A 23,501-nucleotide genomic window follows, 5' to 3' on the forward strand; every position below is an offset into this window, starting at 1 on the left:
TTTAATTGGGTTAGTACAATGTCAGCCTGACAGCAAAAATAACGGTTTTTCGCGGCCGATTTTGTATTTTTGGTACCCCCCCGAACGGCCGGAGGCCGTTCAAATCATTAGCGATAACGGCCCACAGGGCCGATGGGGTAAAATAGATTAACGATTGTTGGCCAGTATTATTTCGATAGAAATCACTCTTTTAACGTTTTCCCAACAAAGCAGCATGGAATACAACTTCAGCGATATTGAAAAGAAATGGCAGCGGATATGGACGGAGCAAGGCGCTTATAAAGTTTCCAACGAATCCATAAAGCCGAAATATTACGTGCTGGACATGTTCCCATACCCCAGCGGCGCCGGCCTCCACGTCGGCCATCCCCTCGGCTATATCGCCAGCGATATCTTTGCCCGGTACAAGCGCCTCAAAGGATACAATGTCCTTCACCCCATGGGCTATGATGCGTTTGGCCTGCCCGCCGAACAATATGCCATCGAACATGGCATCCACCCCGCCGTCTCCACCGCCGACAATATCGCCAATTTCCGCCGGCAGATGGACAACATCGCCTTTAGCTTCGACTGGTCCCGCGAGGTAAAGACCTCTGACCCGGAATATTATAAATGGACCCAATGGATCTTCTTGCAGCTGTTCGATAGTTGGTACGACAGGCACCAGGGAAAAGCGGTTCCTATCGAATGGTTGGTGAGATACTTTGAGAAGGATGGCAACGCCCGTCATCAATGTCCCGGCGACGCGACCATCCGGTTCACCGCGGCGGAATGGAACGGCTTCGACCGTCGCCGTCAACAGGACATCCTTATGAACTATCGCCTCGCCTATTGCGGCTATGGCGAGGTCAACTGGTGCGAGGCTCTCGGCACCGTCCTCGCCAATGACGAGGTCATCAATGGCGTCAGCGAACGCGGGGGACATCCCGTCGTCAAGAAAAAGCTGCGGCAATGGTATCTCCGGATCACCGACTACGCCGACCGCCTGCTCGAAGGCCTCGCAACCGTGGACTTCAGCGACGCCATGAAGGAGATGCAGTCCAACTGGATCGGCAAAAGCTTCGGCGCCGAGATCGATTTCGAGATTCTCAATCATCCCGGCAAGAAGCTTCGCGTCTATACCACCCGTCCCGATACGCTCTTCGGCGTCGACTTCATGGTCATCGCCCCGGAGCACGAGCTCGTCGAAGCCGTCACGAGTGACGGACAGCGCGCTCCCGTAGAGGAATATCTAACCTATGTGAAAAGCCGCAGTGAACGCGAACGGATGGCCGAGAAGAAGATCACCGGCTGCTTTACCGGGGCCTACGCCATCCACCCCTTCAGCGGCTTGCAGATCCCCATCTGGACATCCGAATACGTGCTGGCCGGCTATGGCACCGGCGCCATCATGGCCGTGCCCTGCGGCGATGAACGCGACTTTAAATTCGCCCGTCATTTCGACCTGCCGATTACGAATATCATCGGCGACGCCTTCAATGGGGAAGAAGCCAACCCGACAAAGGAAGCGGTGTTGCAAAACAGTGATTTCCTCGACGGCCTCGTCATGAAGGATGCGATCGTCATCGCGATAAAGAAACTGGAAGACAAAGGCATCGGTACCCGCAAGGTCAATTTCCGGATGCGGGACGCCGCCTTCAGCCGCCAGCGGTATTGGGGCGAGCCCTTCCCCATCACCTGGAAGGACGGTATCGCCGAAGCCCTGCCGGAATCGGCACTGCCGCTCGAGCTGCCACATGTCGAGAAATACGGACCCGGCCCCGAGGGCGAAGGTCCGCTCGCCAATGTCCCCGCCTGGACGGCCCGGCGCCTCGAGACCAACACCATGCCCGGCTATGCCGGCAGCAGCTGGTATTTCCTGCGGTATATGGACCCGCACAATACCGAGACCTTCTGCAGCCGCGCCGCTTCCGACTACTGGGGCCAGGTGGACCTGTACATCGGTGGAACCGAACATGCCGTCGGCCACCTCCTCTATAGCCGGATGTGGACCAAATTCCTGTTCGACCGCGGCTGGATCAGCCACGACGAACCCTTCAAACGCCTCGTCAACCAGGGGATGATCCAGGGCAGCAGCCGCTTTGTCTACCGGCTCGAAGTCAAGGGTTCCGACCTCCTCGAACAACTCGCGCGAAAGACCCCCGTTTTCGTCTCCGGCGGCATCGCCGCCATGCAGGGAACCCCGGAATTTCATGACCTGGTCGAATCGGCGGTAAAAGACATTTTCGAAGATCCCAATATCGCCCTCGGCGAAGTAGCCGTCACCCCCCTGCACGTCGACGTCAACATCGTCGACGGTCTCGAGCTCGATACCGAGGCCTTCCGCAAATGGCGGTCGGAATATGCCGACGCAGAATTCATCCTCGAAGAAGGAAAATACATCTGCGGCCAGGAAGTGGAAAAGATGAGCAAGCGGCTATATAACACCGTCAACCCCAACGACCTCGTCAGTAAATACGGCGCGGACACCTTCCGTATGTACGAGATGTTCCTCGGCCCCGTCGAACAAAGCAAACCCTGGGACATCAAAGGCATCGAAGGGGTACACCGGTTCATCCGCAAATTCTGGCGCCTCTTCTTCGATGAAGTGAAAGGCAAGGTCTGGACGACGCAAAAAGCCACCGATGCGGAATGGAAGGTGCTGTACCGGACGATCAAAAAGGTGGAAGAAGCGACCGATCGCTTCTCCTTCAACACCGGCGTCAGTGCCCTGATGATCGGCGTCAACGAGCTCACCGATCTGAAATGCCATAAAAAAGAAGTGCTGGAAAAGCTGGTGATTGCGATCACCCCCTATGCCCCACACTTCGCCGAAGAGATTTGGCACCTGCTCGGCAACGCCGGCTCCGTCCTCGATGCGCTCTATCCCGCGGTCGAAGAAAAGTACCTCGTCGAATCGACAAAGAACTACCCGATCGCGATCAACGGCAAGACCCGCCACGAGCTCAATATCGCCCTCGACGCTACCCAGCAGCAGGTCGAGGACATCGTGCTGGCCGACGAGATCGTCCAGAAATGGCTCGAAGGCAATAAGCCGAAGAAGGTGGTGTATGTAAAGAACAAGATGATCAATGTCGTCGTGTAAAGAGATATTGCAACGACACCGGGCGGATTTCCACCGGGTAGTGCCCTTTGACCCCGGCAGGGACAAGCTGTACCCCTTCGATTTTACCGGGAACAACACGGCCCTCTCGCCCGACGAGATCGCCGATACCGAACGTCTCGCCGCATACATCACCAGCACACTAAAAGCCCACCAGGCCCGCTACGGCATCGGCGGCTATGGCGAACACCGAACTCTCTATGCCCGCAGCAAGCACTTTGATCAGGGCGAAGAGCCCCGCCGCCTCCATCTCGGCATCGATATCTGGGGGCCCGCCGGCACAAAAGTGATGGCCCCGCTCGACGGCTTCGTTCATAGCTTCGCCTTTAATAACAACGACAGCGACTACGGCGCAACACTCATCCTTACTCATCACCTCGAAGGCGAAGCCTTCCATACGCTATATGGCCATCTAAGTCTCAACTCTATAAAGAATCTATACGAACACCAACGCGTCTCCAAAGGCGAGGTCATCGCCGAATTCGGCATGCGCTTCGAGAACGGCAACTGGCCACCCCATCTGCACTTCCAATTGATAAAAGACATGCAGGATTGGAAGGGCGACTACCCCGGCGTCTGCCGGTTCTCCGAACGGCAGCAGTGGCTGGCCAACTGTCCCGACCCCGATCTCATCCTGCAGATGCAAGCATAGCCTTTACGATCGCTTCCCATTCCTCCTCCAACGTCGAAGCCGGCATCGACCTTCCCGCCCTGTTGTACCAATAGTTGGCATTCCCCCGATCCCCCTCCACCCGATGAAGGTAAGCATGCACCCAGGAACCCTCCCGGGTAGGAATATCCTGCGCAATATTGTGCGCTCGTTCCCAGTCGCCCTTACCGGCATACCATAGCGCCGCCAGGGTAGATGGGATATCCATCGGCGGTATATCACCACTCATACTTGATTTGAATGCTTCGAGTTTCATCTTGTTCCGTTTTGCGTAACCGTTTTTCCCGATAGCGGGGGGCATTGCCGTTTGTCGAACGCAATTTTGCGACTCTAAATCGACCCGATATGAAATGTCTTCTACTTTCTTTATCAATAATTCTTTTTTCAGTCTTTGCATTCGCCAACCCTGGCGACCCCGCCCCACCCATCAAAGGTAAGGTGTTGACCGCCGACGGACAACCCGCCGCATCCGTCACCATCCGCGTAAAGAGCAATGGCCGTACCACCCTTACCGATGACGATGGGGTCTTTACTCTCTCCAATCTGCCCGCAGGCGAATACGATCTCGAGGTATCCCTCACCGGCTTTGCCACCACCACCCAGCACGTCATCGTCGAACCCCGCCGCACGACAAATCTCTCGATCCGCCTGCAGGTATCCGAACAACAGCTGCAGGAAGTGGTCGTCACCGGCGGCGTCAACCGCCTTGCACGGCGCTCGAGCGACGACCTCGCCAGGATGCCGTTGAAGAATACGGAAAATCCACAAGTATACACGACGATCACAAAAGATCTGCTGGTCGATCAGCTCGTCCAATCGGTCGACGACGGTCTTCGCAATGCCACCGGTCTGCAAAAAATGTGGGACGCCACCGGCCGCAGCGGCGACGGCGGCGGTTATTACAACGCCCGCGGATTTATCCTCCAGAGCCAGCTGCGAAACGGTGTCGCCGGCAACGTCACCAGTAAGATCGACGCGGCCAACCTGGAAAAGATCGAGGTGCTCAAAGGCCCCTCCGCCACCCTCTTCGGCAGCACCCTCGGTTCCTATGGCGGATTGATCAACCGCGTCACGAAGAAGCCCTACGATCGCCTGGGCGGCGAGCTGAACTTCACCGGCGGGAACTGTGGCTACAACCGCATCGGCGCAGACATTAACACACCGCTGAGCTCCGACCATAAAGTGCTCCTCCGCGTAAACACCGCCTATACCAACGAAGGCAGCTGGCAGGACAACGGGTTCAACAAGAGTTTTGTGTTCGCTCCTTCGCTTTCTTACAAAGCCGGCGACCGGCTCAGCTTCCTCTTCGATGCCGAGATCTACAGAGGCCGGAACATTACACCGCCGATCTTCTTCTTCCCCTACGGCCTGACCATCGCACAGCTCGGCGTCAACCGTGCCGACAAGCTGCCCCTCGACTACCGGCGGAGCTACTATAGCGACGACCTTTCCCAGCAATCGGCCAGCACCAACTTCTTTGCTCAGATGCACTATCGGTTCAACGACAGCTGGACCACCCAGACCAACGTGACCATCACCAACAGCTACTCCGATGGCCCCGGCCCTTATTTCTACCTGTTGCCGAACGGATTTATCTCCCGCAATGACCAATTCACGGCCAACAGCCGCGATCGCATGGTGGAGATCCAACAAAATCTCAACGGCGACTTCAATATTGGAACGCTGAGAAACCGTTTCGTCGCCGGGCTCGACTATTTCAATCACACCCCCAACCAGCTTTTTAGCGGCGGAACCTATGACACCATCGCCTCGCAGGGAAATATTCCGGCATACCGGGACTTCAACCGCACAAACCTCCAAAAGCTGTATGCGACAAAGGGGGTCGATTTCTACTATCCGGTCACCAACATTACCAACACCTACAGCGCCTATGCCTCCGATGTGCTGAATCTCACCGACAACCTGATGGTGCTCGCCGCGCTTCGCCTCGATCATTTTGTCAACAACGGCAGCTATGACGTCACCGGCGGAACCACCACCGGCGGATACAACCAAACCGCCCTCTCACCGAAATTCGGGATCGTCTTCCAGCCGGTCCACGACCAGGTCTCCCTCTTTGCCAACTATCAGAATGGATTCACCAACGAGACCGGCGCCGACTACAAGGGTAGGGCGTTCCGGCCCGAGCAGGCCTGGCAGACCGAGGCCGGCGTAAAGGTCGATCTCTTCGATCGATGCCTGACCGGTACGGTCAGCGTCTATGACATCCGGGTCAGCAATATCGTCCGGGCGTATATTCCCTCGGCTCCCGACTCGGGTCTTCCCGCCTTCCCGCAGATCCAGGACGGCGCCCAGCGTAGCACGGGCGTCGAAGCAGAGGTCATCGCCAACCCCTTCACCGGCCTCAATATCGTCGCCGGCTTCTCGTACAATGATTCAAAATACCAACGGACCGACAAGGATGTCGAAGGCCGCCGGCCCTCCACCGCCGCCTCCCCCTATACGGCCAACTGGTGGCTCAGCTATAAGATTCCCGCCGGCAGCCTCAAAGGACTCGGCATCGGATTTGGCGGCAACTATGCCAGCGACAACAAGATCGTCAACAGCGTCAGCCAGGGAGCATTCATCCTGCCCGCCTATACGATCCTCAGTGCCTCCCTGTTCTATGACTATGCAAAGTTCCGATTCACGGTAAAAGCCGATAATCTCACCGATCAGCATTCTTGGGTAGGGTATACGACGGTAAACCCTCAGCCCCTGCGGAGCGTAAAGGCCGGTATCGCCTTTAAATTCTAGTTGCAGATGCAAAAAAGGCGAACAGCTAAATATTACATCCGTCAGATCCACCTCTGGCTCGGACTCGCGTCCGGGGGGGTGGTTTTGATCGTGAGTCTCACGGGCTGCATCTTCGTTTTTCAGAAAGAGATCACCGAGGCCCGCCACCCGGAATGGTACTTCGTGACCCCTGCCGGCCGCACCCTGCAGCTCGACTCGCTCCGGCAAACCGCGCAGGCAGCCCTGGGAACCGCGCATCCCCTGTCCTATATCGTCGCGTGGCGCGACCCCGCCCACAGCTGGGAATTCATGTCCTACCGCGAGAACGATACCGCCCTGACGATCTTTGGCGGAATGGAATACTATCAGTCCGTCTTCCTCGACCCGCATACCGGCCGGGTCACCGGCTTCCGGGACTACAAATATGATTTCTTCTCCATCGTCAAGTACCTCCACTGGAGCCTGCTGTTGAATACGCCCTATGGCCAGCCCATCGTTGCGGGGAGCACGGTCGTCTTTGCCATCGGGCTGATCACCGGTCTGGTCCTCTGGTGGCCGAAAAAGTGGACAAAGGCGATGCGCGACCGCAGCTTCAAAATAAAATGGAAGACCTCCTTCCGTCGGGTCAACTACGATCTGCACAACGTTCCGGGGTTTTATAGCCTGATCCCGGCGCTGATCATCGCCGTCACCGGGCTCATCTTCGTCTGGCCGCCGCCAACTCCGCCGCCCCCTGTTACCCGGTCAACCCCGCCGTCGACCGCGACCCGGTCCATCGTGCCCCCGGTCACAACACACCCGCTGGACCTGGCCCTGCACAACAGTCTCGACTCCCTGCCCGCCGCCGTCCGCTTCGGAGTCTCGCCTGCCTTTGGAAAAGAAGGCCCGATTCATGTCTATGCCTACCGCGATCACGAAACCTACTTCGGGTTTGACGTGCTGCAATTCGATCGCTATTCCGGCCGGACGCTGGATCATTTGCATAATGAAAAAAAGACGAAAATGCAACGGCTGGTCGAAACCAACTATGACCTCCATGTCGGCGCCATCGCCGGGCTAACGGGAAAGATCATCGCCTTCATCGTCAGCCTCATCTGTGCAAGCCTGCCGGTAACGGGGTTTTTAATTTGGTATTTGAAACGACGCAAGCCGCTTCGCCAGGGTGGTCCGAAAATTGCCTAAATTTGGAGTAGCTTAACTCCACGAACATGGTCAAGTACGATGCGATCGTTATCGGCTCCGGTCAGGCCGGCAACCCCCTGGCAAAAAAACTCGCCGACGCCGGCTGGAAGACCGCGCTTTTTGAAAAGAAATTCATCGGTGGCACCTGTATCAACGTAGGTTGTACACCTACAAAGACCCTTATCGCCTCCGGTCGCATCGCCTACCTGGTAGGACGCAGCGCCGACTTCGGCATCCATACCAGCGGCTATTCCGTCAACATCGAAGAGGTCATCAAACGCAAGAACGCCCATGTGCTCCAGGCGCGGGAATCCTCGACAAAACGCCTCCTCGAGACGAAAAATCTCGACGTCCAATTCGGATATGCAAAGTTCACCGGGCCAAAAGAGATATCCCTTATGAGAGACGACGGGTCCATCGGCACGATGACGGCCGGAAAGATATTCATTAACACCGGCACCCGCCCGGTCATTCCGCCGATACCCGGACTCGCCGATATCCCCTTTCTCACCTCCGACACGATCCTCGATCTGCTGGAGGTCCCCTCCCATCTCGCCATCATCGGCGGCAGCTATATCGCCCTGGAATTCGGCCAGCTGTATCGCCGCCTGGGCAGCGAGGTCACGATTATCGAGACAAGTGACCGCTTTCTTCGCAAAGAAGATGAGGACATCGCCGGGGAGATAAAGAAGATCCTCCGGGAAGATCGCGTTCAGATCCATACCGGCACAAAAGTGGAAAGCGTGACAAAGGACGCGAAGGGCATCCGGCTTCAGCTATCCTCCGGTCCGATCACTGCCTCTCATGTGTTGGTCGCCACCGGCCGCGCCCCCGACACCGCCGGACTCAACGTAGCCGGAGCAGGCATCACCGTCGACAAACATGGATTCATCGTCGTCAACGACAAGCTGGAAACCAGCGCCGCAGATATCTATGCCCTGGGCGATGTCAACGGAGGTCCGCAATTCACGCATATCTCCTATAACGACCATCTCATCGTCTATAAGAACCTGGTCGAAAAGGCGGATTGCAGCACGAAGGGCCGCCCGCCGGTCTATTGCCTGTTTACCGACCCGGAATTGGGAAGGGTCGGGCTCACCGAAGAGGAGGCAAGAGCAAAAGGAATGAATATAAAAGTGGCCACAATGCCGGTAACCTACATCGCCAGGGCCTGGGAGAATGATGAGTCGAGGGGCATGCTGAAGGCCATCGTCAATGCCGATGACAACACGATCCTTGGCGCGGCCATGCTGTCGGTCAATGGTGGGGAGCTGATGAGCCTCCTGCAGATGGCCATGATGGGCGGCATCACGGTCGACAAGATCCGGGATGGCGTCTTCGCACATCCTACCTTTGCCGAATCGCTGAATAACCTATTCGCACGACTGAAATGATCGCGGTAAACAATATCACCCGCACCTACGGCGCGCACAAAGCCGTCGACAATGTCTCCTTTGCCGTAGAAAAAGGAGAGAACGTCGTCTTCCTCGGCACCAGCGGCTCCGGCAAGACGACCCTGCTGAAAATGATTAACCGGCTGATCGAACCCGACTCCGGGGAGATCCGCATCGAAGGCCGGCTCGTCACCGAGCAACGGCCGGAACAGCTCCGCCGGGGCATCGGTTACGTCTTTCAGAACAACGGTCTGTTCCCCCACTATACCATTGAAGAGAACATCGGCATCGTCCCGCGGCTGCTGGGGTGGGAGCGGGACCGGATCGCCCAACGGGTCACTACCCTGATGGAAAAGCTGCGCCTTTCTCCCGCCCAATACCGGGGCGCTTATCCCAACGAGCTGAGCGGCGGCCAGCAACAGCGCGTCGGCATCGCCAGGGCCCTCGCAGCCGACCCACCCATCCTTCTCATGGATGAACCGTTTGGAGCCCTCGACCCCATCACCCGCGCGCGGGTGAAAAAGGACTTCAAGGAACTGGACGAGCTGAGGTCAAAGACGATCATCCTCGTCACCCACGACATTCCCGAAGCCTTCGAGCTGGCCGATCGCATCTTCCTGATGGATGGCGGCCGGATCATACAGGAAGGCTCAGCCGACGATCTGTTTGACCGCCCGGCGACACAATATGTAAAGGATTTCTTCGAAGGCCAGCGCTATATTTTCGATCATTTCAAGAACAACAAAAGCTGATGGACCAACACCAGGGCCTCTGGGATTTTATGCATCAGCAATCGGCCAAGCTGCTGCAGCAGACGATCCAGCATATCGGCCTGACCTTTATCTCGTTACTGATCGCCATTCTCATCGGCGTTCCGCTGGGCATCTTTATCTCCCGCAACAAAAAGGCGGCCGGCATCGTGCTGGGCACAGCGGGCGTGCTCCAGACTATTCCCAGCATCGCCCTGCTGGGTTTCCTGATCCCCGTGCTGGGCATCGGTCCCATTCCCGCCATCGCCGCCCTGTTCCTCTATGCCCTGCTGCCCGTCATCCGCAACACCTATACCGGCATCGACGGGGTCGATCCTGGAGTGAAGGAGGCGGCCCTCGCCATGGGGATGACAGCGACACAGCGCCTGTTCCGCGTCGATCTCGTGCTGGCCTTTCCCGTGATCATGGCCGGTATCCGCACGGCCACCGTCATCAATGTCGGCGTGGGAACGCTGGCCGCGTATATCGCCGCCGGCGGGCTCGGCGAGTTCATCTTCGGCGGCATCGCTCTCAACAACACTAATATGATCCTCGCCGGCGCTATCCCCGCCGCCCTTCTCGCGATCTTACTGGATTTCCTGCTCTCCCTCGTCCAGCGCACCGGTCGCAGACGCCGCCGGACGGTACTGGCCTGTCTCCCGCTGGGACTGTTGCTACTCTCCTCCTTCTACGTGCTGCCCATCGGCAACAGCCGGCTGCTCGCGGGGTTCACCCCGGAGTTCATGGGCCGTCGCGACGGCGATATCGGTCTGCGGGAGGTCTATGGACTAAAGGTCCGGACCGTGGTCATCAGCGACGCGGTGATGTACAAAGCTATCTATGATCACAAGCTGGATATCATCAGCGGCTATAGCACCGACGGCCGCCTGAAAGCCTACGACCTGGTCACGCTGGAGGACGATAGAAGCATCTTCCCGCCCTACTATGCCGCCCCCGTGATCCGCAATAGGGTCTTGAAGCAATATCCCGAGCTCGCACCCGTGTTGAATAAATTATCGGGCCGAATCAACGACTCGATAATGACGCTGCTCAACTACCGCGCGGAATATCTCAACCAGCCGCCCGACCGCATCGCCCGGGATTTCCTGCAGGCCCAGGGTCTCTACCAGCCTCCCCGCAACGGCCATAAAGGCATCGTCCGGCTGGGCTCAAAGATCTTCCCCGAACAATATATTCTGACGGATATGTACGCCATGCTCGTCCGCGGCTATACGGACCTGGATGTGGAGAGTAAAACGGGTCTCGGCGGAACAAAAATCTGCTTTGAAGCGTTAACTCACGATCAGATAGACATGTATCCCGAATACACCGGAACTGCACTTTTGGCCATCCTTCAGCCGCCTGCCGCCCTGACCGCCCGGCTTACCCCCGACAGGGACAGCGTGTACCGGTATGTCGCCGGCCGTTTCAGCAAGGATTACGATCTTACTTGGCTGGAACCCATTGGATTCAATAATGCCTATGCCCTGATGATGCGGCGAAGCCAGTCGCAGCAGCTGGGGATCCATACCATCACTGATCTTACCAATTACCTGAAAAAATGAATTTACTCGAACAATACCACGCCGTCCGCAACGCCAGCGAAGCCATCTGCCGCCCCCTCCAAAAAGAGGATTATGTGGTTCAGCCCGTCGTTGACGTGAGCCCACCCAAATGGCACCTCGGACATACCACCTGGTTTTGGGAAGCCTTCGTGCTTATTCCCCACAATCCGGGCTATCGGCCCTGCAATCCCGATTACAATTATGTCTTCAACAGTTATTACGAGACCATCGGGGCGCGGGTCGTGCGTACCGACCGCGGCAACCTGAGCCGCCCCTCGGTGGATGAGATCTATGCCTACCGGAAATATGTAGATGATGCAATGGAACGATTCATCGCCGCGGGTCTGGAAGAAAGCCTGGCGCCCCTCATCGTCCTCGGGCTCAATCATGAACAGCAACACCAGGAGCTGTTGTTCACCGATATAAAATATATCCTGGGCCATAACCCCCTGTTCCCGGCCTGGTCCGACCAGGATATCGATACCCCGGCGGAGAGCACGTCCGGGGGGGCGGCGCCCCGGGAGGTCGCACCCGAAGGCTTCATCACCATGCCCGCAGGTCTCTACGAGATCGGTCATACGGGCGACGGCTTTTGCTTCGATAACGAGCTCAGCCGCCATAAGGTCTATCTCGACGAGTACCGGCTGGCCACAAGGCCGGTGACAAACGAAGAATACCTGGAGTTCATCACCGATGGCGGATATAAGAATTTCGTCTGGTGGCATGCGGAGGGTTGGGACTGGGTAAAGAAAAATGCGGTATCCGCTCCGCTTTACTGGCATCTCATCGACGGCCGCTGGCATCAATATACGCTGGCCGGCCTGCGGCCACTGGACGGTAAACAATTGCTGTCACATATCAGTTATTATGAGGCAGTGGCCTTTGCCGCCTGGAAGGGATGCCGCCTGCCGACCGAGTTCGAATGGGAAGCCGCCGCGGAGCGGTTCCGATGGGGAAAAAGATGGGAATGGACCGAGTCCGCCTATCTCCCATACCCCGGGTTTAAGAAAGCAGCCGGCGCGATCGGGGAATATAACGGAAAATTCATGGTCAGCCAGATGGTGCTGAGAGGAGCGTCTGTGGCGACGCCGGAGGGACATAGCCGGCCCAGCTACCGTAATTTCTTCCATCCCGGTCTACGTTGGCAGTTTACTGGCATACGAGTTGCAACCTGACAGGCTGGAAGCCTGTCGGCGGAAGGCCCATCATTATCCCCGGCCGGCATCCCACGCCAAAGGCGTGTCGGGACCAGCACAGCAAGAATCCAAAAAATCACAAAAATACGTCTCATGTTTCCACCCAGCACCGCCACGCTGACCGCACGCCGGTCGACCACCTTCTTCACCGACGTACTCAACGGATTGCGGGCCGAGCACAAATACCTGTCGTCCAAGTATTTTTATGATGAGACCGGGGACAAGCTCTTCCAGCAGATCATGGCCTGCCCCGAATATTATCCGACCCGCTGCGAAATGGAGATCATGCAGCATCAGTCGGGGAAAATGGCGCAATTCTTTATGGAAGACAGTGCCGATTTCCATCTTGTCGAGCTGGGACCCGGCGATGCCACCAAATCCTGGTTCCTGCTAAAACAGCTTCAAAAAGAGCACGCTCATTTCACCTACTACCCGATTGACATCTCATCCAACGTCATCGGCTGGCTCGAAGACAGATTACCCGTTACCCTCCCGGGTATCCGGCTACAGGGCCTGAACGGGGAATACCTGGAGAAGCTTCACCAGGTGAGCACGTTTTCCAGCAAACGCAAGATCGTCCTGTTCATGGGCGCAAACATCGGGAACATGAGCGTCCAGCAGGCGACACAATTCTGCCGCCAGATCCATTCCCAGCTGCACCCCGGCGATCTCCTGCTCATCGGCTTCGATCTCAAAAAACATCCGCGAACCATTCTCGATGCCTACAACGACCGGCAGGGGATCACGCGCGCCTTTAATCTCAATCTGCTGACACGCATCAACCGCGAACTTGGCGCCGACTTCGATATCGAAAAATTCGAACACTATCCCGTCTACGATCCGGGTACAGGAGCATGCCGGAGCTACCTGATCAGCAAACAGGAACAGGACGTACATCTTGCCGACAAGAAGATCCACTTTGCGGAGAACGAGGCGATCTATATGGAGATCTCCCAGAAATACACCCTCGCCGAGAGCGAGTCCATGGCGGCACAGTCCGGCTTCGAGCCGGTGGAGACTTTCTATGACAGCAAGAAATGGTTTGCCGACGTGTTGTGGCGGAGATTGCCGTAATCAGGCAGTCATCCCCATATCCGTATTGGCGGCCGCGGCCAATGCAGCCATCTCCTGCTGAATAGTGACGGATTTGTCTTTATTATACCAGCGCTGCAGCTCCTCTTTTATCGCCGCATACGCCATCCCCTCTTCTCTCATCTTCATAAAGGTCGCCTGCAGCGGCGCCGGCCGGGGTCCCCAGGTGAACAATTCCTCATGGGTAGCCGTATCCAGCGCGATCAACTTGGGAATGCTGCGGCTCACCCCATTGGTCAGGTAGCGATCCATCAGCTCCAGGTTCTCATCCCGGAAGATAAAGCGAAGCGTGATCAGCGGGTTCAGCGCCGCCAGCGCATGCAGGACGGGTATACTGTGCGCCGCGTCCCCGCACCAGGCCTCCGTCAGCACCAGCCAGGTCTGCGGCGCCATGATGCCGCGGAGGGCGCTCTCCACCGATGGCACCAGCTGTATCGTCTTCTCCCACCGGTGCATGCGTTGCTGGTTCAGCGCGGTATAATGGACAAACGCCTCCGACTGATCGGGTCCGGTCGTCTCACCGTTGATGACAAGCTGGTCGATCAGGGCGATATAGGCTTCGTAGGAAATAGCTTTTTGCAGGTAAGCGGCTTCTACCGTAGGCATAACAGAAGAATTTTCAGTGCAAAGATCGGTATATTTGCCTCATGGCCAATCTCAACCTCAACAGCGATAAGCAAGGCTTAAGCCCCTCGGAGAAGGAGTTTGAGAATAATATCCGCCCGGCGGCCATCGAAGACTTCTCCGGCCAGCCGCAGCTGATCGAGAACTTGCGGGTGTTTATCAAGGCCGCAAAGATGCGCGGCGAAGCATTGGACCATGTCCTTTTTCACGGCCCCCCCGGCCTGGGCAAAACGACGCTTTCCCGCATCGTTGCCAATGAGATGGGCGTGAATATCAAGGAGACCTCGGGACCCGTCATCGAAAAGCCCGGCGACCTGGCCGGCCTGCTCACCAACCTTAGCCCGAACGACGTTCTTTTCATCGACGAGATCCACCGGCTGAGCACCGTCGTCGAAGAATACCTCTACGCGGCAATGGAAGACTATCGCATCGACATCATGATCGACAGCGGACCCAACGCCCGCAGCATCCAGCTCTCTATTCATCCATTTACCCTTGTTGGCGCCACCACACGTAGCGGCCTGCTCACTGCGCCCCTGCTTTCCCGCTTCGGTATCAAAGCAAGATTGGAATATTACACCGCCGAGACCCTTCAAAAAATTATCCTGCGCAGCGCCTCGATCTTGCAGACAAAGATCACCTCGGACGCCTCCGGAGAAATTGCCCGGCGCAGCCGCGGCACGCCCCGTATCGCCAACGGCCTGCTTCGCCGCGTGCGGGACTTCGCCCAGGTATTGAGCAACGGGGTCATCGATCTCGGCATCACCCAGCACGCACTCCGTGCCCTCAACGTCGACGAGCATGGGCTCGACGAAATGGACAACCGCATCCTGTCGACCATCATCGGGAAATTCAAAGGCGGCCCCGTCGGCATCTCCACCATCGCCACGGCGGTCGGCGAAGAGACAGGCACGCTCGAAGAAGTGTATGAGCCGTTCCTGATCCAGGAAGGCTTCCTCCAACGCACTCCCCGCGGCCGCGAGGTCACCCACAAGGCGTATGAACACCTGGGAAAAACCCGCCCCGGCAGGGAAGGCGAACTATTCTAAAAGCTAAGCATTGACAGGCACCACGAGCCGGAACCCATTTCCGTGAATGTTCACGATCTCGATGTTGGAATCATCCTTGAGGTACTTCCGCAATTTCGCAATATACACATCCATACTCCGTCCGTTAAAATACGTATCACTGCCCCAGATCTTCTTCAACGCCTGCTCCCGCGGCAGCAGATCGTTCATATGCTCGGCCAGCATCTTCAGCAGCTCGTTCTCCTTCGGTGAAAGCGTCTGCGTCTGCCCCTTATGGCTTAACTCCCGCAACTTGGGATTGAAATGATAGGACCCCATCTCAAAGACCTTGTTGTCGGACTCCTTGTTCAGGTCGTCATTACGCTTCAGAATGGCCTTTATCTTCATCAACAGCACCTCGCTGTCGAATGGCTTGGTGATATAGTCGTCGGCGCCAAGCTTATACCCCTGGATGATATCTTCTTTCATCGTCTTGGCGCTGAGGAAGAAAAGGGGAATGTCCGGATCCACGTCCCTGATCTCTTCGGCCAGGGTAAAACCGTCCATATGCGGCATCATGATGTCCAGCAGGCAAAGATCGAAGCTCTCCCGCTGAAAGGCCGCCAGACCCAGCCGGCCATCCCTCTCGAGGGTAACGTCGAAATCGCTAAGCTCGAGATAGTTCTTCAGGACCATGCCAAGATTGGGATCGTCTTCGCACAACAATATTTTGGGCTTCTTTCCTTCCATAATTGATAATTTTGAGTACAAATAAAATTAAATCATTCCCTGATAATCAACGAATCGGAATAATATTTTGTTAAACCACCTAATTTTGCCAACGTATGCATCTTACTTCCGACAATAAATTTAAGAAACTCGTCGTAATTGGCGATCGGGTGCTTATTCGTCCCTCCCGCCCCCATGAACGCACGGAATCAGGTCTTTATCTCCCTCCCGGCGTTCACGAAAAGGAAAAGGTCCAACAAGGATACGTAATAAAAACCGGACCAGGCTACGCCATCCCCATGCCCGTGGACGAAGAGCCCTGGAAGCACCAGGACGAACAGGTGAGATATGTCCCGCTGCAGGCCCGGGAAGGCGATATCGCGATCTTTCTTCTCAGCGGCGCCACCGAAGTGCTTTATGAAGGGGAAAAATATTTTATCGTCCCACAAAGCGCCATCCTCATGCTGGAACGGGAAGAAGAGATATGAAAAAATAGAGATTCCCCTATCTTTGTCGGCCAAAGCGCCGGCCGCCCCGGATCACAAGTTTCAAAAAAAAGCATGGACGCAAATTTCAATCCAGACAAACAACACACATTAGCTTCTGTAACAAGTATTTCCGGCACCGGCCTCCATACCGGGATAAAGGTGGATATGACGCTGAAGCCGGCAACGCCTGGTTTCGGCTTCCAGTTTCAACGGATAGATCTGCCCGGTCAGCCCGTTATAAAAGCCGATTGTGATCTGGTGACCGATACCTCCCGCGGGACTACCCTGGAAGAGAATGGCGCAAAGGTCAGCACCGTGGAACATATCCTGGCGGCGCTCGTGGGAATGGGGATAGACAACTGCCTGATCGAGATCAATGGCCCCGAAGTTCCCATCATCGACGGCAGTTCACAGCCTTTTGTGGAGATCATGGAAGAGGCCGGCGTTTTAGAGCAGGACGCGACCAAGGTCTGGTACAGCATCGACTCCAACATCTCTCATTATGACGAGAAGAAAAGAGTGGAAATGCAGCTTCTCCCTGCCATGGAATACAAGATCACCACGCTGATCGATTTCAACAGCCCCGTTCTCGGCACCCAGCATGCCAGCCTGAAGACCATGCGGGACTTCAAGGATGAGATATCCCCCTGCCGCACCTTCTGCTTCCTCCATGAGCTGGAGATGCTGCTCGAGCACAACCTGGTAAAAGGCGGCGACATCAACAACGCCATCGTCGTCGTCGATAAGCCCGTCACCGCCGAAGAGATGGCTCGCCTCGCCAAGGCCTTCCGCCGCGAGAAGATCGAGATCAAGAGCGAAGGTTATCTCAACAATCTCGAGCTACGCTTCCCCAATGAGCCCGCCCGGCACAAGCTGCTGGATATCGTCGGCGACCTCGCCCTCATCGGATTCCCGATAAAAGGCCATGTCATCGCCAACCGCCCCGGCCATTCCACCAACGTGGACTTCGCCCGGAAGATCAAGCAATACATCAAAAAGAACAAGCACCTCAAGAACGCCCCGATATACGACCCTAACCAGGCTCCCGTTTTTACTACGACACAGATAGAAAAAACCTTACCGCACCGTTTTCCCTTCCTCCTGGTCGACAAGATCATCGAGCTCACCGACAAACATATCGTCGGTGTAAAGAACGTCACCTTCAATGAGCCCTTCTTCGTCGGCCATTTCCCCGGCAACCCCGTAATGCCCGGGGTATTGCAGATCGAGGCGCTGGCCCAGACCGGTGGCATCCTCTGCATCAACCTGATGCCCGAAGGTCAGTATGACACCTACTTCATCAAGATCGACAACTGTAAGTTCAAGAGCAAGGTCGTCCCTGGAGACACCATGCTCCTGAAAATGGAACTGCTGAATCCCATACGCCGGGGCATCTGCGAGATGCGCGGGACCGTATATGTTGGCAACAAAATTGCTACAGAAGCCGACCTGATGGCGCAACTCGTAAAACGGAGTTAAAACTTGCGGCGTAGGCAATTTGCCGCTTACCAATGGTCGTTAAGGGGTAGTGAACAGAAGTTTATTTCGGGTATTTGTGGCAAATAAGTTTATTTTTGTGAGATGCCTGGGCTTCTCAGCATTTTTCTATGAAGAAATCAGCAATCCGCAAGGAAGAAACCATAATGATCCAAGAAACTGAAAATCAATCAATTGATCGTCGAATGATCCATTCTCTCACCTCCATTCACCCGGATGCCCGCCTGGCGCCGGATGTAAGAGTGGACCCCTTCACGATGATCCATAAAAATGTTGAAATAGGAGCAGGGACCTGGATCGGCAGCAATGTCACGATTATGGAAGGCGCAAGGATCGGAAAGAATTGCAGGATCTTCCCTGGAGCCGTAGTATCAGCTGATCCTCAAGATCTTAAGTTCGACGGCGAAGAGACTACCGTTCAGATAGGCGACAATACCACCATCCGCGAGTTCGTCACCATCCACCGGGGTACCCGCGATCGCTGGACCACCAGGGTAGGCCGTAACTGTATGATCCTGGCCTACAGCCATATTGCCCATGACTGTATCATCGGCGACAACTGTATCCTCAGCAATAATTCCCAGGTGGCGGGCCATGTGATCCTCGGCGACTGGGTCATCCTCGGCGGCATGTGCGCGATCCATCAGTTCGTAAAGGTTGGTTCGCACGTCTTCATCGGCGGCGGCTCGCTCGTTGGCAAGGATATCCCTCCCTATATCAAGGCGGCCCGGCTGCCCTTAAGCTATTCCGGCGTCAACTCCGTCGGCCTCAAACGCCGCGGCTTCACCATCGACAAGATCAACCACATCCTCGACATCTACCGGGTGATCTACAACAAAGGCATGAATACCAGCCAGGCCCTCGAATTCCTCGAAGAGGAGTTCCCCGCCAGCGACGAACGCGACGAGATCGTCGCCTTTATCCGGGAGAGCGGTCGCGGTATTATCAAACGCTACAGCAAATCGAGCTTTGATGAAGATTACGCTGATTGATGCCGGCAAACGGTTCAACCGCGACTGGATCTTCCGTCACCTCCAGTACCATTTTTCTCCCGCTCACAGCTACGCTATCATCGGCCCCAACGGGTCCGGCAAATCCACCTTATTACAGGCCATCGCCGGCGCTATCGCCATAAGCGAAGGTTCCATCCACTATGAAGGCAGCGCTGCCATAGCCCCCGACCAGGCTTACAAGCGCCTTTCCCTCTGCGCCCCCTATCTCGAAGTGGTGGAGGAAATGACCGTCACCGAATTCCTGCATTTCCACGGTTCGTTCAAGCCCCTGATCCTTCCGGTTCCGGCGATCATCGAAAAGGTCGGGCTCGCCGCCGCCGCCCACAAACAGATCCGTTATTATTCCTCGGGAATGAAACAACGCGTCCGCCTCGCCCAGGCTCTCTTCTCCGACACCCCCGTCCTGCTCCTCGACGAACCCTGCACCAATCTCGATTCGGATGGCATTGCCCTCTACCGCCGCCTGGTCGCCGGTCACGCCGCCAACCGGCTGCTCATCGTCAGCAGCAACGATTTGGATGAGTATGATTTCTGCGAGGAAAAGATCGATATCAGGGACTATAAATAACTACCGCTGACTCGCAATGAGCAGGTTCAGATCCGTATACTTCAGATCAAATCGCTGACTGAGGTGGAAATTCGTCAGCGCTCCCTTGAAAAGATAGATCCCGCTGCGCAAATGGATCTTGTGCCAGACGAGGTTCTCGAATCCCCCTTCTTCCCCTGCCTCCAGCAGCAGCGGCATCAGCACGTTGCTGATCGCATGCGAAGCCGTACGGGCAAAGCCGGAAGGAATATTCGGAACGCAATAGTGGATGACGCCATACTTGGTAAAGACGGGAAGTTCGTGGGTGGTGATCCTCGAGGTCTCGAAACAGCCGCCCCGGTCGATGCTGACGTCGATGATCACAGACCCGGGCCGCATATTGCTGACCATCTCATCGGTGACCACCACGGGCGTCCTGCCGGTTTGCGAGGATAAGGCGCCGACGGCGATCTCGCAGGTCTTGAGCTGTTTGGCGAGGATGCGGGGCTCCATCACGGAGGTCCACATGCGCTGGCCGATATTGTTCTGCAGGCGTTTCAGCCGGTAAACGCTGTTGTCGAATACTTTTACGGAGGCCCCAAGTGCCAGGGCCGCGCGGGCCGCGAACTCCCCTACGATGCCTGCCCCAAGGATAATGACCTTGGTCGGCGGGATACCCGAGATGCCCCCCAGCAGAACCCCCTTGCCGCGATTGGCACTGCTCAGGTACTGCCCCGCGATCAGCATGACGGCGCTGCCCGCAATCTCGCTCATGCTGCGCACGATCGGATAGGTCCCGCTGTCGTCCTTCAGGTTTTCAAAAGAAATGCCCGTGATCCGCTTGTCCATCATCTTCTGCAGCAACTCGGCCTTCATCGCCGAAAGATGGATGGGCGAGATGATGATCTGGTTCATCTGCAGCATCGGCAGGTCTTCCTCGATGACGGGGGCGCTTTTTACCAGGATGGGCGCCTTCAGCACCTCCGCCTTGTCATGGATGATCCTCGCCCCTGCCTCGCTATAGTCCTTGTCCCGGTAATGCGAAGCCTCCCCGGCATTGTGCTCGATCACCACCTCATGCCCATTGCTGACCAATACCCCGACCGCATCCGGCGTCAGCGCGATACGGTTCTCCTGGAATGCCGTCTCTCTGGGTATGCCGATATGGAGGGGAACTCCCTTGGGCTTGATATCCAGGGTTTCTTCCAGGGTTTCATAGCTGAAGGAGGTGCTGATTACGGGTTTTTGCTGCTGAGACATAGATGCCTGGGAAAATTTCGATAATGTATGTCCGGTTAAATTACAATTTAAAATTGATTTTGATCATCGGAAATCCTGCCCACTCGTAATTTTACGGGTCTCCGGGTCCACCATCTCCAGCCAGCAGTGGACCGTGTCTTCCGGGAACAGACCCGGCGCCCGGTCCGGCCACTCCACCAGGCAGAATTCCCCACTGTACAGGACATCCTCCACACCGGCGCGAAGCGCCTCTTCCTCATCCTTCAACCGGTACAGATCGAGATGATAGATCTTGCCGCCGGCATAGCGATATTCGTTAATGATGGAAAAGGTGGGACTGCCCACGGTGTCGGTAACCCCCCGGATCGCACAGAGGGCGTGGATAAAGGTCGTTTTGCCGGCTCCCATGCTCCCGTGAAAGGCAAAGATCCGTTGCAGGGGAAAGGCATGCCAGAAAGTGTCGGCAGCCTTTTCGATATCGGGTAATTGAAAAACCAGCTCCATAGTAGGACGGCAAAGATAGGTTAACTTTGCGGTGGCCGGCAAATGCCGGCCGACAGAATTATATGGAAACCATTAACTGGAAGGTCGAAGGGATGACTTGCTCTACCTGCGCCCTCACCATCAACAAATACCTGGAGAAAAAAGGCCTTCAAAATATAAAGGTTAGTCTGGCAAGTGGCGACGTCAGCTTCAATGCCGATGCCGACATCGATCCCGCTCAGCTCGAAAAAGGCATTCACGATCTGGGCTACACCGTCACCCATCCGCAAGCCGCCGGCAATGCACCCGCTAAAAAGACCCCGCTCAACAAGCATCTGCGCTATTTCGCGTTCTGCCTGCCCTTCACACTCGTCCTCCTCGGGCATATGCTCGGTCACAACGCCCCGCATTGGTTGATGAACCCCTGGATACAGCTGGGACTCTGCCTCCCCGTATTCATCGCCGGTATGCGGTTCTTCGGCCGCAGCGCCGTCAAAAGCCTGCTCAACGGACTGCCCAACATGAACGTCCTCATCGCGCTGGGCGCTACGGCCGCTTTCGTCTACAGCCTCGCCGGCACGGTGCTGGGACTGGGCCCGGACTACCTATTCTATGAGACCGCAGCCTCTATCATCACCGTCGTCTTTTTCGGCTACTACGTCGAAGATGCTTCCGTCAAGGCCACGCAGCAAAGTCTGAAAAGCCTGGCCTCAACGCAGAAGACCATGGCCAATATGATCGCCTTCGACGACCAGCACCAGGAGGTCCTGTTCCCGGTGGACAGCACCCAACTTCGCAGCGGCGATCTGATCCTGGTCCGCACCGGCGAACAGGTACCCGCCGACTGCAAGATCCTCTGGGGCGACGCGGGCGTAGACGAATCCATCCTCACCGGCGAAAGCCTCCCCATCGAAAAAAAGACCAGGGATAAACTCATCGGCGGCAGCTTGTTGGTCTCCGGTACGGTAAAGGCGCAGGTAACCGCCGCCGGCGACGCATCCGTCCTGGCCGGCATCGTCCGGCTGGTCAAACAGGCGCAAGGTGAAAAGCCACCGGTACAGCAGCTGGCAGATCGTATCAGCGCGATCTTCGTCCCGGTCGTCATCGGACTGGCGCTGCTCACCTTCATCGGTAATTATGTATTCCTCCACGAGGCCGCACCCGCGCTGATGCGCAGCATCGCCGTCCTGGTCATCGCGTGCCCCTGCGCCATGGGGCTCGCGACTCCCGCCGCCATCGCCGTGGGACTAGGCCGCGGCGCCCGCAAAGGTATCCTCGTCCGCAACGCAAAACATCTCGAAGCCTTCCGGACCATCCGGCGGGTCGTATTCGACAAGACAGGCACCCTGACCACCGGCGAGTTCACGATCAGCAACTGGCAGGCAGCAAAAGACACCTTACCCGAAACGCTGAAAGAAATCGCCTTCTCGCTCGAGAAATATTCCAATCATCCCATTGCAAAGGCGATAACGAAAGAATGGAAGGTTACACAAACCATCCGCTGGACAAAAGTGGAAGAGGTAAAAGGCCGCGGGATGCGCGGCGAGACGAAGGAAGGGGAAACCTATTGGGCCGGCAGCTACAAAATAGCCGCACACCTCACCCATGATGACAGTCACAATGTATATATCGTGGGCGGCGATCGCCTGCTCGGCACCATCGACGTCGCAGACGCCATCCGCCCCGAAGCCGCCGCCGTCGTGAAGCAACTGCAGGAACAGGGCATCGATACCGTCCTGCTCAGCGGCGACCGGTTGGCCGCCTGCCGTCGCCTCGCCAATACCCTTGGCATAGCAAACGTGCTGGCCGAACAATCACCGGAACAAAAATTGCAACAGGTGACCCGTCTCAATGCCGAAATGCCCGTCGCCATGGTAGGGGACGGCATCAACGATGCCCCGGCCCTCGCCCGCGCCACCGTCGGTATTTCGATCAGCGACGCGTCACAGCTGGCGATACAAACGGCCGATGTAGTGCTCATGAGCCAGGGGCTTAAACAGCTTCCCGCCGCACTGGCGCTGGGTCGTAAAACGTACGCAACCATAAAAGGCAATCTCTTCTGGGCCTTTGCCTATAACATCATCGCCATACCGGTGGCCGCCATCGGCGGGCTGACACCCGCCGTTGCGGCGCTGGCCATGGGCTTCAGCGATGTCGTCCTCGCCGCCAACTCCTTGCGGTTGTATACAAAAAAGCTGAATTAACGCT

At 56.6% G+C, this 23,501-nt stretch carries 20 protein-coding genes; 15 read left to right on the plus strand and 5 right to left on the minus strand.

Going from position 1 to position 23,501, the window contains the following annotated elements:
• The first annotated feature begins 214 nt into the window (after positions 1-214).
• Together VHE34_RS28165 and VHE34_RS28170 are read left to right on the plus strand one after the other, a co-directional pair.
• Positions 215-3,085 carry a leucine--tRNA ligase gene (locus tag VHE34_RS28165; protein ID WP_325594317.1) on the plus strand — a complete coding sequence of 957 codons (2,871 nt, stop codon included), beginning with the start codon at positions 215-217 and terminating at the stop codon, positions 3,083-3,085.
• Positions 3,072-3,755, plus strand: coding sequence for a peptidoglycan DD-metalloendopeptidase family protein (locus VHE34_RS28170; protein WP_325594319.1), 684 nt, complete (start codon positions 3,072-3,074; stop codon positions 3,753-3,755). Before VHE34_RS28165 ends, VHE34_RS28170 begins: the two co-directional genes overlap by 14 nt.
• Here the strand turns inward: VHE34_RS28170 and VHE34_RS28175 are convergent.
• Positions 3,733-4,029: a hypothetical protein gene (locus VHE34_RS28175; protein ID WP_325594321.1), complete on the minus strand. Its 297-nt coding sequence runs from the start codon at positions 4,027-4,029 to the stop codon at positions 3,733-3,735. The genes VHE34_RS28170 and VHE34_RS28175 overlap by 23 nt on opposite strands.
• Positions 4,030-4,118: 89 nt before the next feature.
• On the opposite strand from VHE34_RS28175, the gene VHE34_RS28180 reads away from it, so the two are divergent.
• The 7 genes from VHE34_RS28180 (at position 4,119) to egtD (ending at position 13,669) form a co-directional block, all read left to right on the plus strand.
• On the plus strand, positions 4,119-6,530 hold the full coding sequence (locus VHE34_RS28180; protein ID WP_325594323.1) for a TonB-dependent receptor: 2,412 nt from the start codon (positions 4,119-4,121) through the stop codon (positions 6,528-6,530).
• 6 nt (positions 6,531-6,536) lie between these two features.
• A complete protein-coding gene (locus tag VHE34_RS28185) occupies positions 6,537-7,691 on the plus strand; it encodes a PepSY-associated TM helix domain-containing protein (protein WP_325594325.1) in 1,155 nt (384 codons plus the stop codon).
• A 26-nt stretch (positions 7,692-7,717) separates the two neighbouring features.
• The gene (locus tag VHE34_RS28190; RefSeq protein ID WP_325594327.1) at positions 7,718-9,085 is read left to right on the plus strand and encodes a mercuric reductase; all 1,368 of its coding nucleotides are present in this window, start codon (positions 7,718-7,720) and stop codon (positions 9,083-9,085) included.
• Positions 9,082-9,837 (plus strand): ABC transporter ATP-binding protein, encoded by a 756-nt coding sequence (locus VHE34_RS28195; RefSeq protein ID WP_325594329.1) that lies wholly within the window; start codon positions 9,082-9,084, stop codon positions 9,835-9,837. The genes VHE34_RS28190 and VHE34_RS28195 overlap by 4 nt, the downstream gene beginning before the upstream one ends.
• Entirely contained in the window at positions 9,837-11,399 is a 1,563-nt protein-coding gene (locus VHE34_RS28200; RefSeq protein WP_325594331.1) for an ABC transporter permease/substrate-binding protein, read from the plus strand. The genes VHE34_RS28195 and VHE34_RS28200 overlap by 1 nt, the downstream gene beginning before the upstream one ends.
• On the plus strand, positions 11,396-12,574 hold the full coding sequence (gene egtB, locus VHE34_RS28205) for an ergothioneine biosynthesis protein EgtB (RefSeq protein WP_325594333.1): 1,179 nt from the start codon (positions 11,396-11,398) through the stop codon (positions 12,572-12,574). Before VHE34_RS28200 ends, egtB begins: the two co-directional genes overlap by 4 nt.
• 114 nt (positions 12,575-12,688) lie before the next feature.
• Positions 12,689-13,669, plus strand: a complete 981-nt coding sequence (egtD, locus tag VHE34_RS28210) for an L-histidine N(alpha)-methyltransferase (RefSeq protein WP_325594335.1) — start codon at positions 12,689-12,691, stop codon at positions 13,667-13,669.
• On the opposite strand, the gene VHE34_RS28215 is transcribed toward egtD, so the two are convergent.
• Entirely contained in the window at positions 13,670-14,293 is a 624-nt protein-coding gene (locus VHE34_RS28215) for a thioredoxin family protein (RefSeq protein WP_325594337.1), read from the minus strand.
• Positions 14,294-14,334: 41 nt separating this feature from the next.
• Between VHE34_RS28215 and ruvB the strand changes: the two genes are divergently transcribed.
• Positions 14,335-15,360 (plus strand): Holliday junction branch migration DNA helicase RuvB, encoded by a 1,026-nt coding sequence (gene ruvB / locus VHE34_RS28220; protein ID WP_325594339.1) that lies wholly within the window; start codon positions 14,335-14,337, stop codon positions 15,358-15,360.
• A 3-nt stretch (positions 15,361-15,363) separates the two neighbouring features.
• Here the strand turns inward: ruvB and VHE34_RS28225 are convergent, their stop codons facing one another.
• On the minus strand, positions 15,364-16,068 hold the full coding sequence (locus tag VHE34_RS28225; RefSeq protein ID WP_325594341.1) for a response regulator transcription factor: 705 nt from the start codon (positions 16,066-16,068) through the stop codon (positions 15,364-15,366).
• Positions 16,069-16,163: 95 nt separating this feature from the next.
• Here VHE34_RS28225 and VHE34_RS28230 point away from each other — a divergent pair, with 95 nt between their 5' ends.
• The 4 genes from VHE34_RS28230 (at position 16,164) to VHE34_RS28245 (ending at position 19,613) form a co-directional block, all read left to right on the plus strand.
• Entirely contained in the window at positions 16,164-16,535 is a 372-nt protein-coding gene (locus VHE34_RS28230; protein WP_325594343.1) for a co-chaperone GroES family protein, read from the plus strand.
• 72 nt (positions 16,536-16,607) lie between these two features.
• Positions 16,608-18,014, plus strand: a complete 1,407-nt coding sequence (locus VHE34_RS28235) for a bifunctional UDP-3-O-[3-hydroxymyristoyl] N-acetylglucosamine deacetylase/3-hydroxyacyl-ACP dehydratase (protein WP_325594345.1) — start codon at positions 16,608-16,610, stop codon at positions 18,012-18,014.
• A gap of 203 nt (positions 18,015-18,217) precedes the next feature.
• Entirely contained in the window at positions 18,218-19,024 is an 807-nt protein-coding gene (gene lpxA, locus VHE34_RS28240; protein WP_325594347.1) for an acyl-ACP--UDP-N-acetylglucosamine O-acyltransferase, read from the plus strand.
• Complete coding sequence (locus VHE34_RS28245) at positions 19,005-19,613, plus strand: ABC transporter ATP-binding protein (RefSeq protein ID WP_325594349.1); 609 nt, start codon at positions 19,005-19,007, stop codon at positions 19,611-19,613. Before lpxA ends, VHE34_RS28245 begins: the two co-directional genes overlap by 20 nt.
• On the opposite strand, the gene VHE34_RS28250 is transcribed toward VHE34_RS28245, so the two are convergent.
• A complete protein-coding gene (locus VHE34_RS28250) occupies positions 19,614-20,831 on the minus strand; it encodes an alanine dehydrogenase (RefSeq protein WP_325594351.1) in 1,218 nt (405 codons plus the stop codon).
• Between the two features lie 63 nt (positions 20,832-20,894).
• Positions 20,895-21,314, minus strand: a complete 420-nt coding sequence (gene tsaE / locus VHE34_RS28255) for a tRNA (adenosine(37)-N6)-threonylcarbamoyltransferase complex ATPase subunit type 1 TsaE (protein WP_325594353.1) — start codon at positions 21,312-21,314, stop codon at positions 20,895-20,897.
• A gap of 62 nt (positions 21,315-21,376) precedes the next feature.
• Here tsaE and VHE34_RS28260 point away from each other — a divergent pair, with 62 nt between their 5' ends.
• Positions 21,377-23,497 (plus strand): cation-translocating P-type ATPase, encoded by a 2,121-nt coding sequence (locus VHE34_RS28260; protein ID WP_325594355.1) that lies wholly within the window; start codon positions 21,377-21,379, stop codon positions 23,495-23,497.
• The last annotated feature ends 4 nt before the right edge of the window (positions 23,498-23,501 follow it).

Source organism: Puia sp., from assembly GCF_035546395.1.
Lineage (GTDB): Bacteria > Bacteroidota > Bacteroidia > Chitinophagales > Chitinophagaceae > Puia.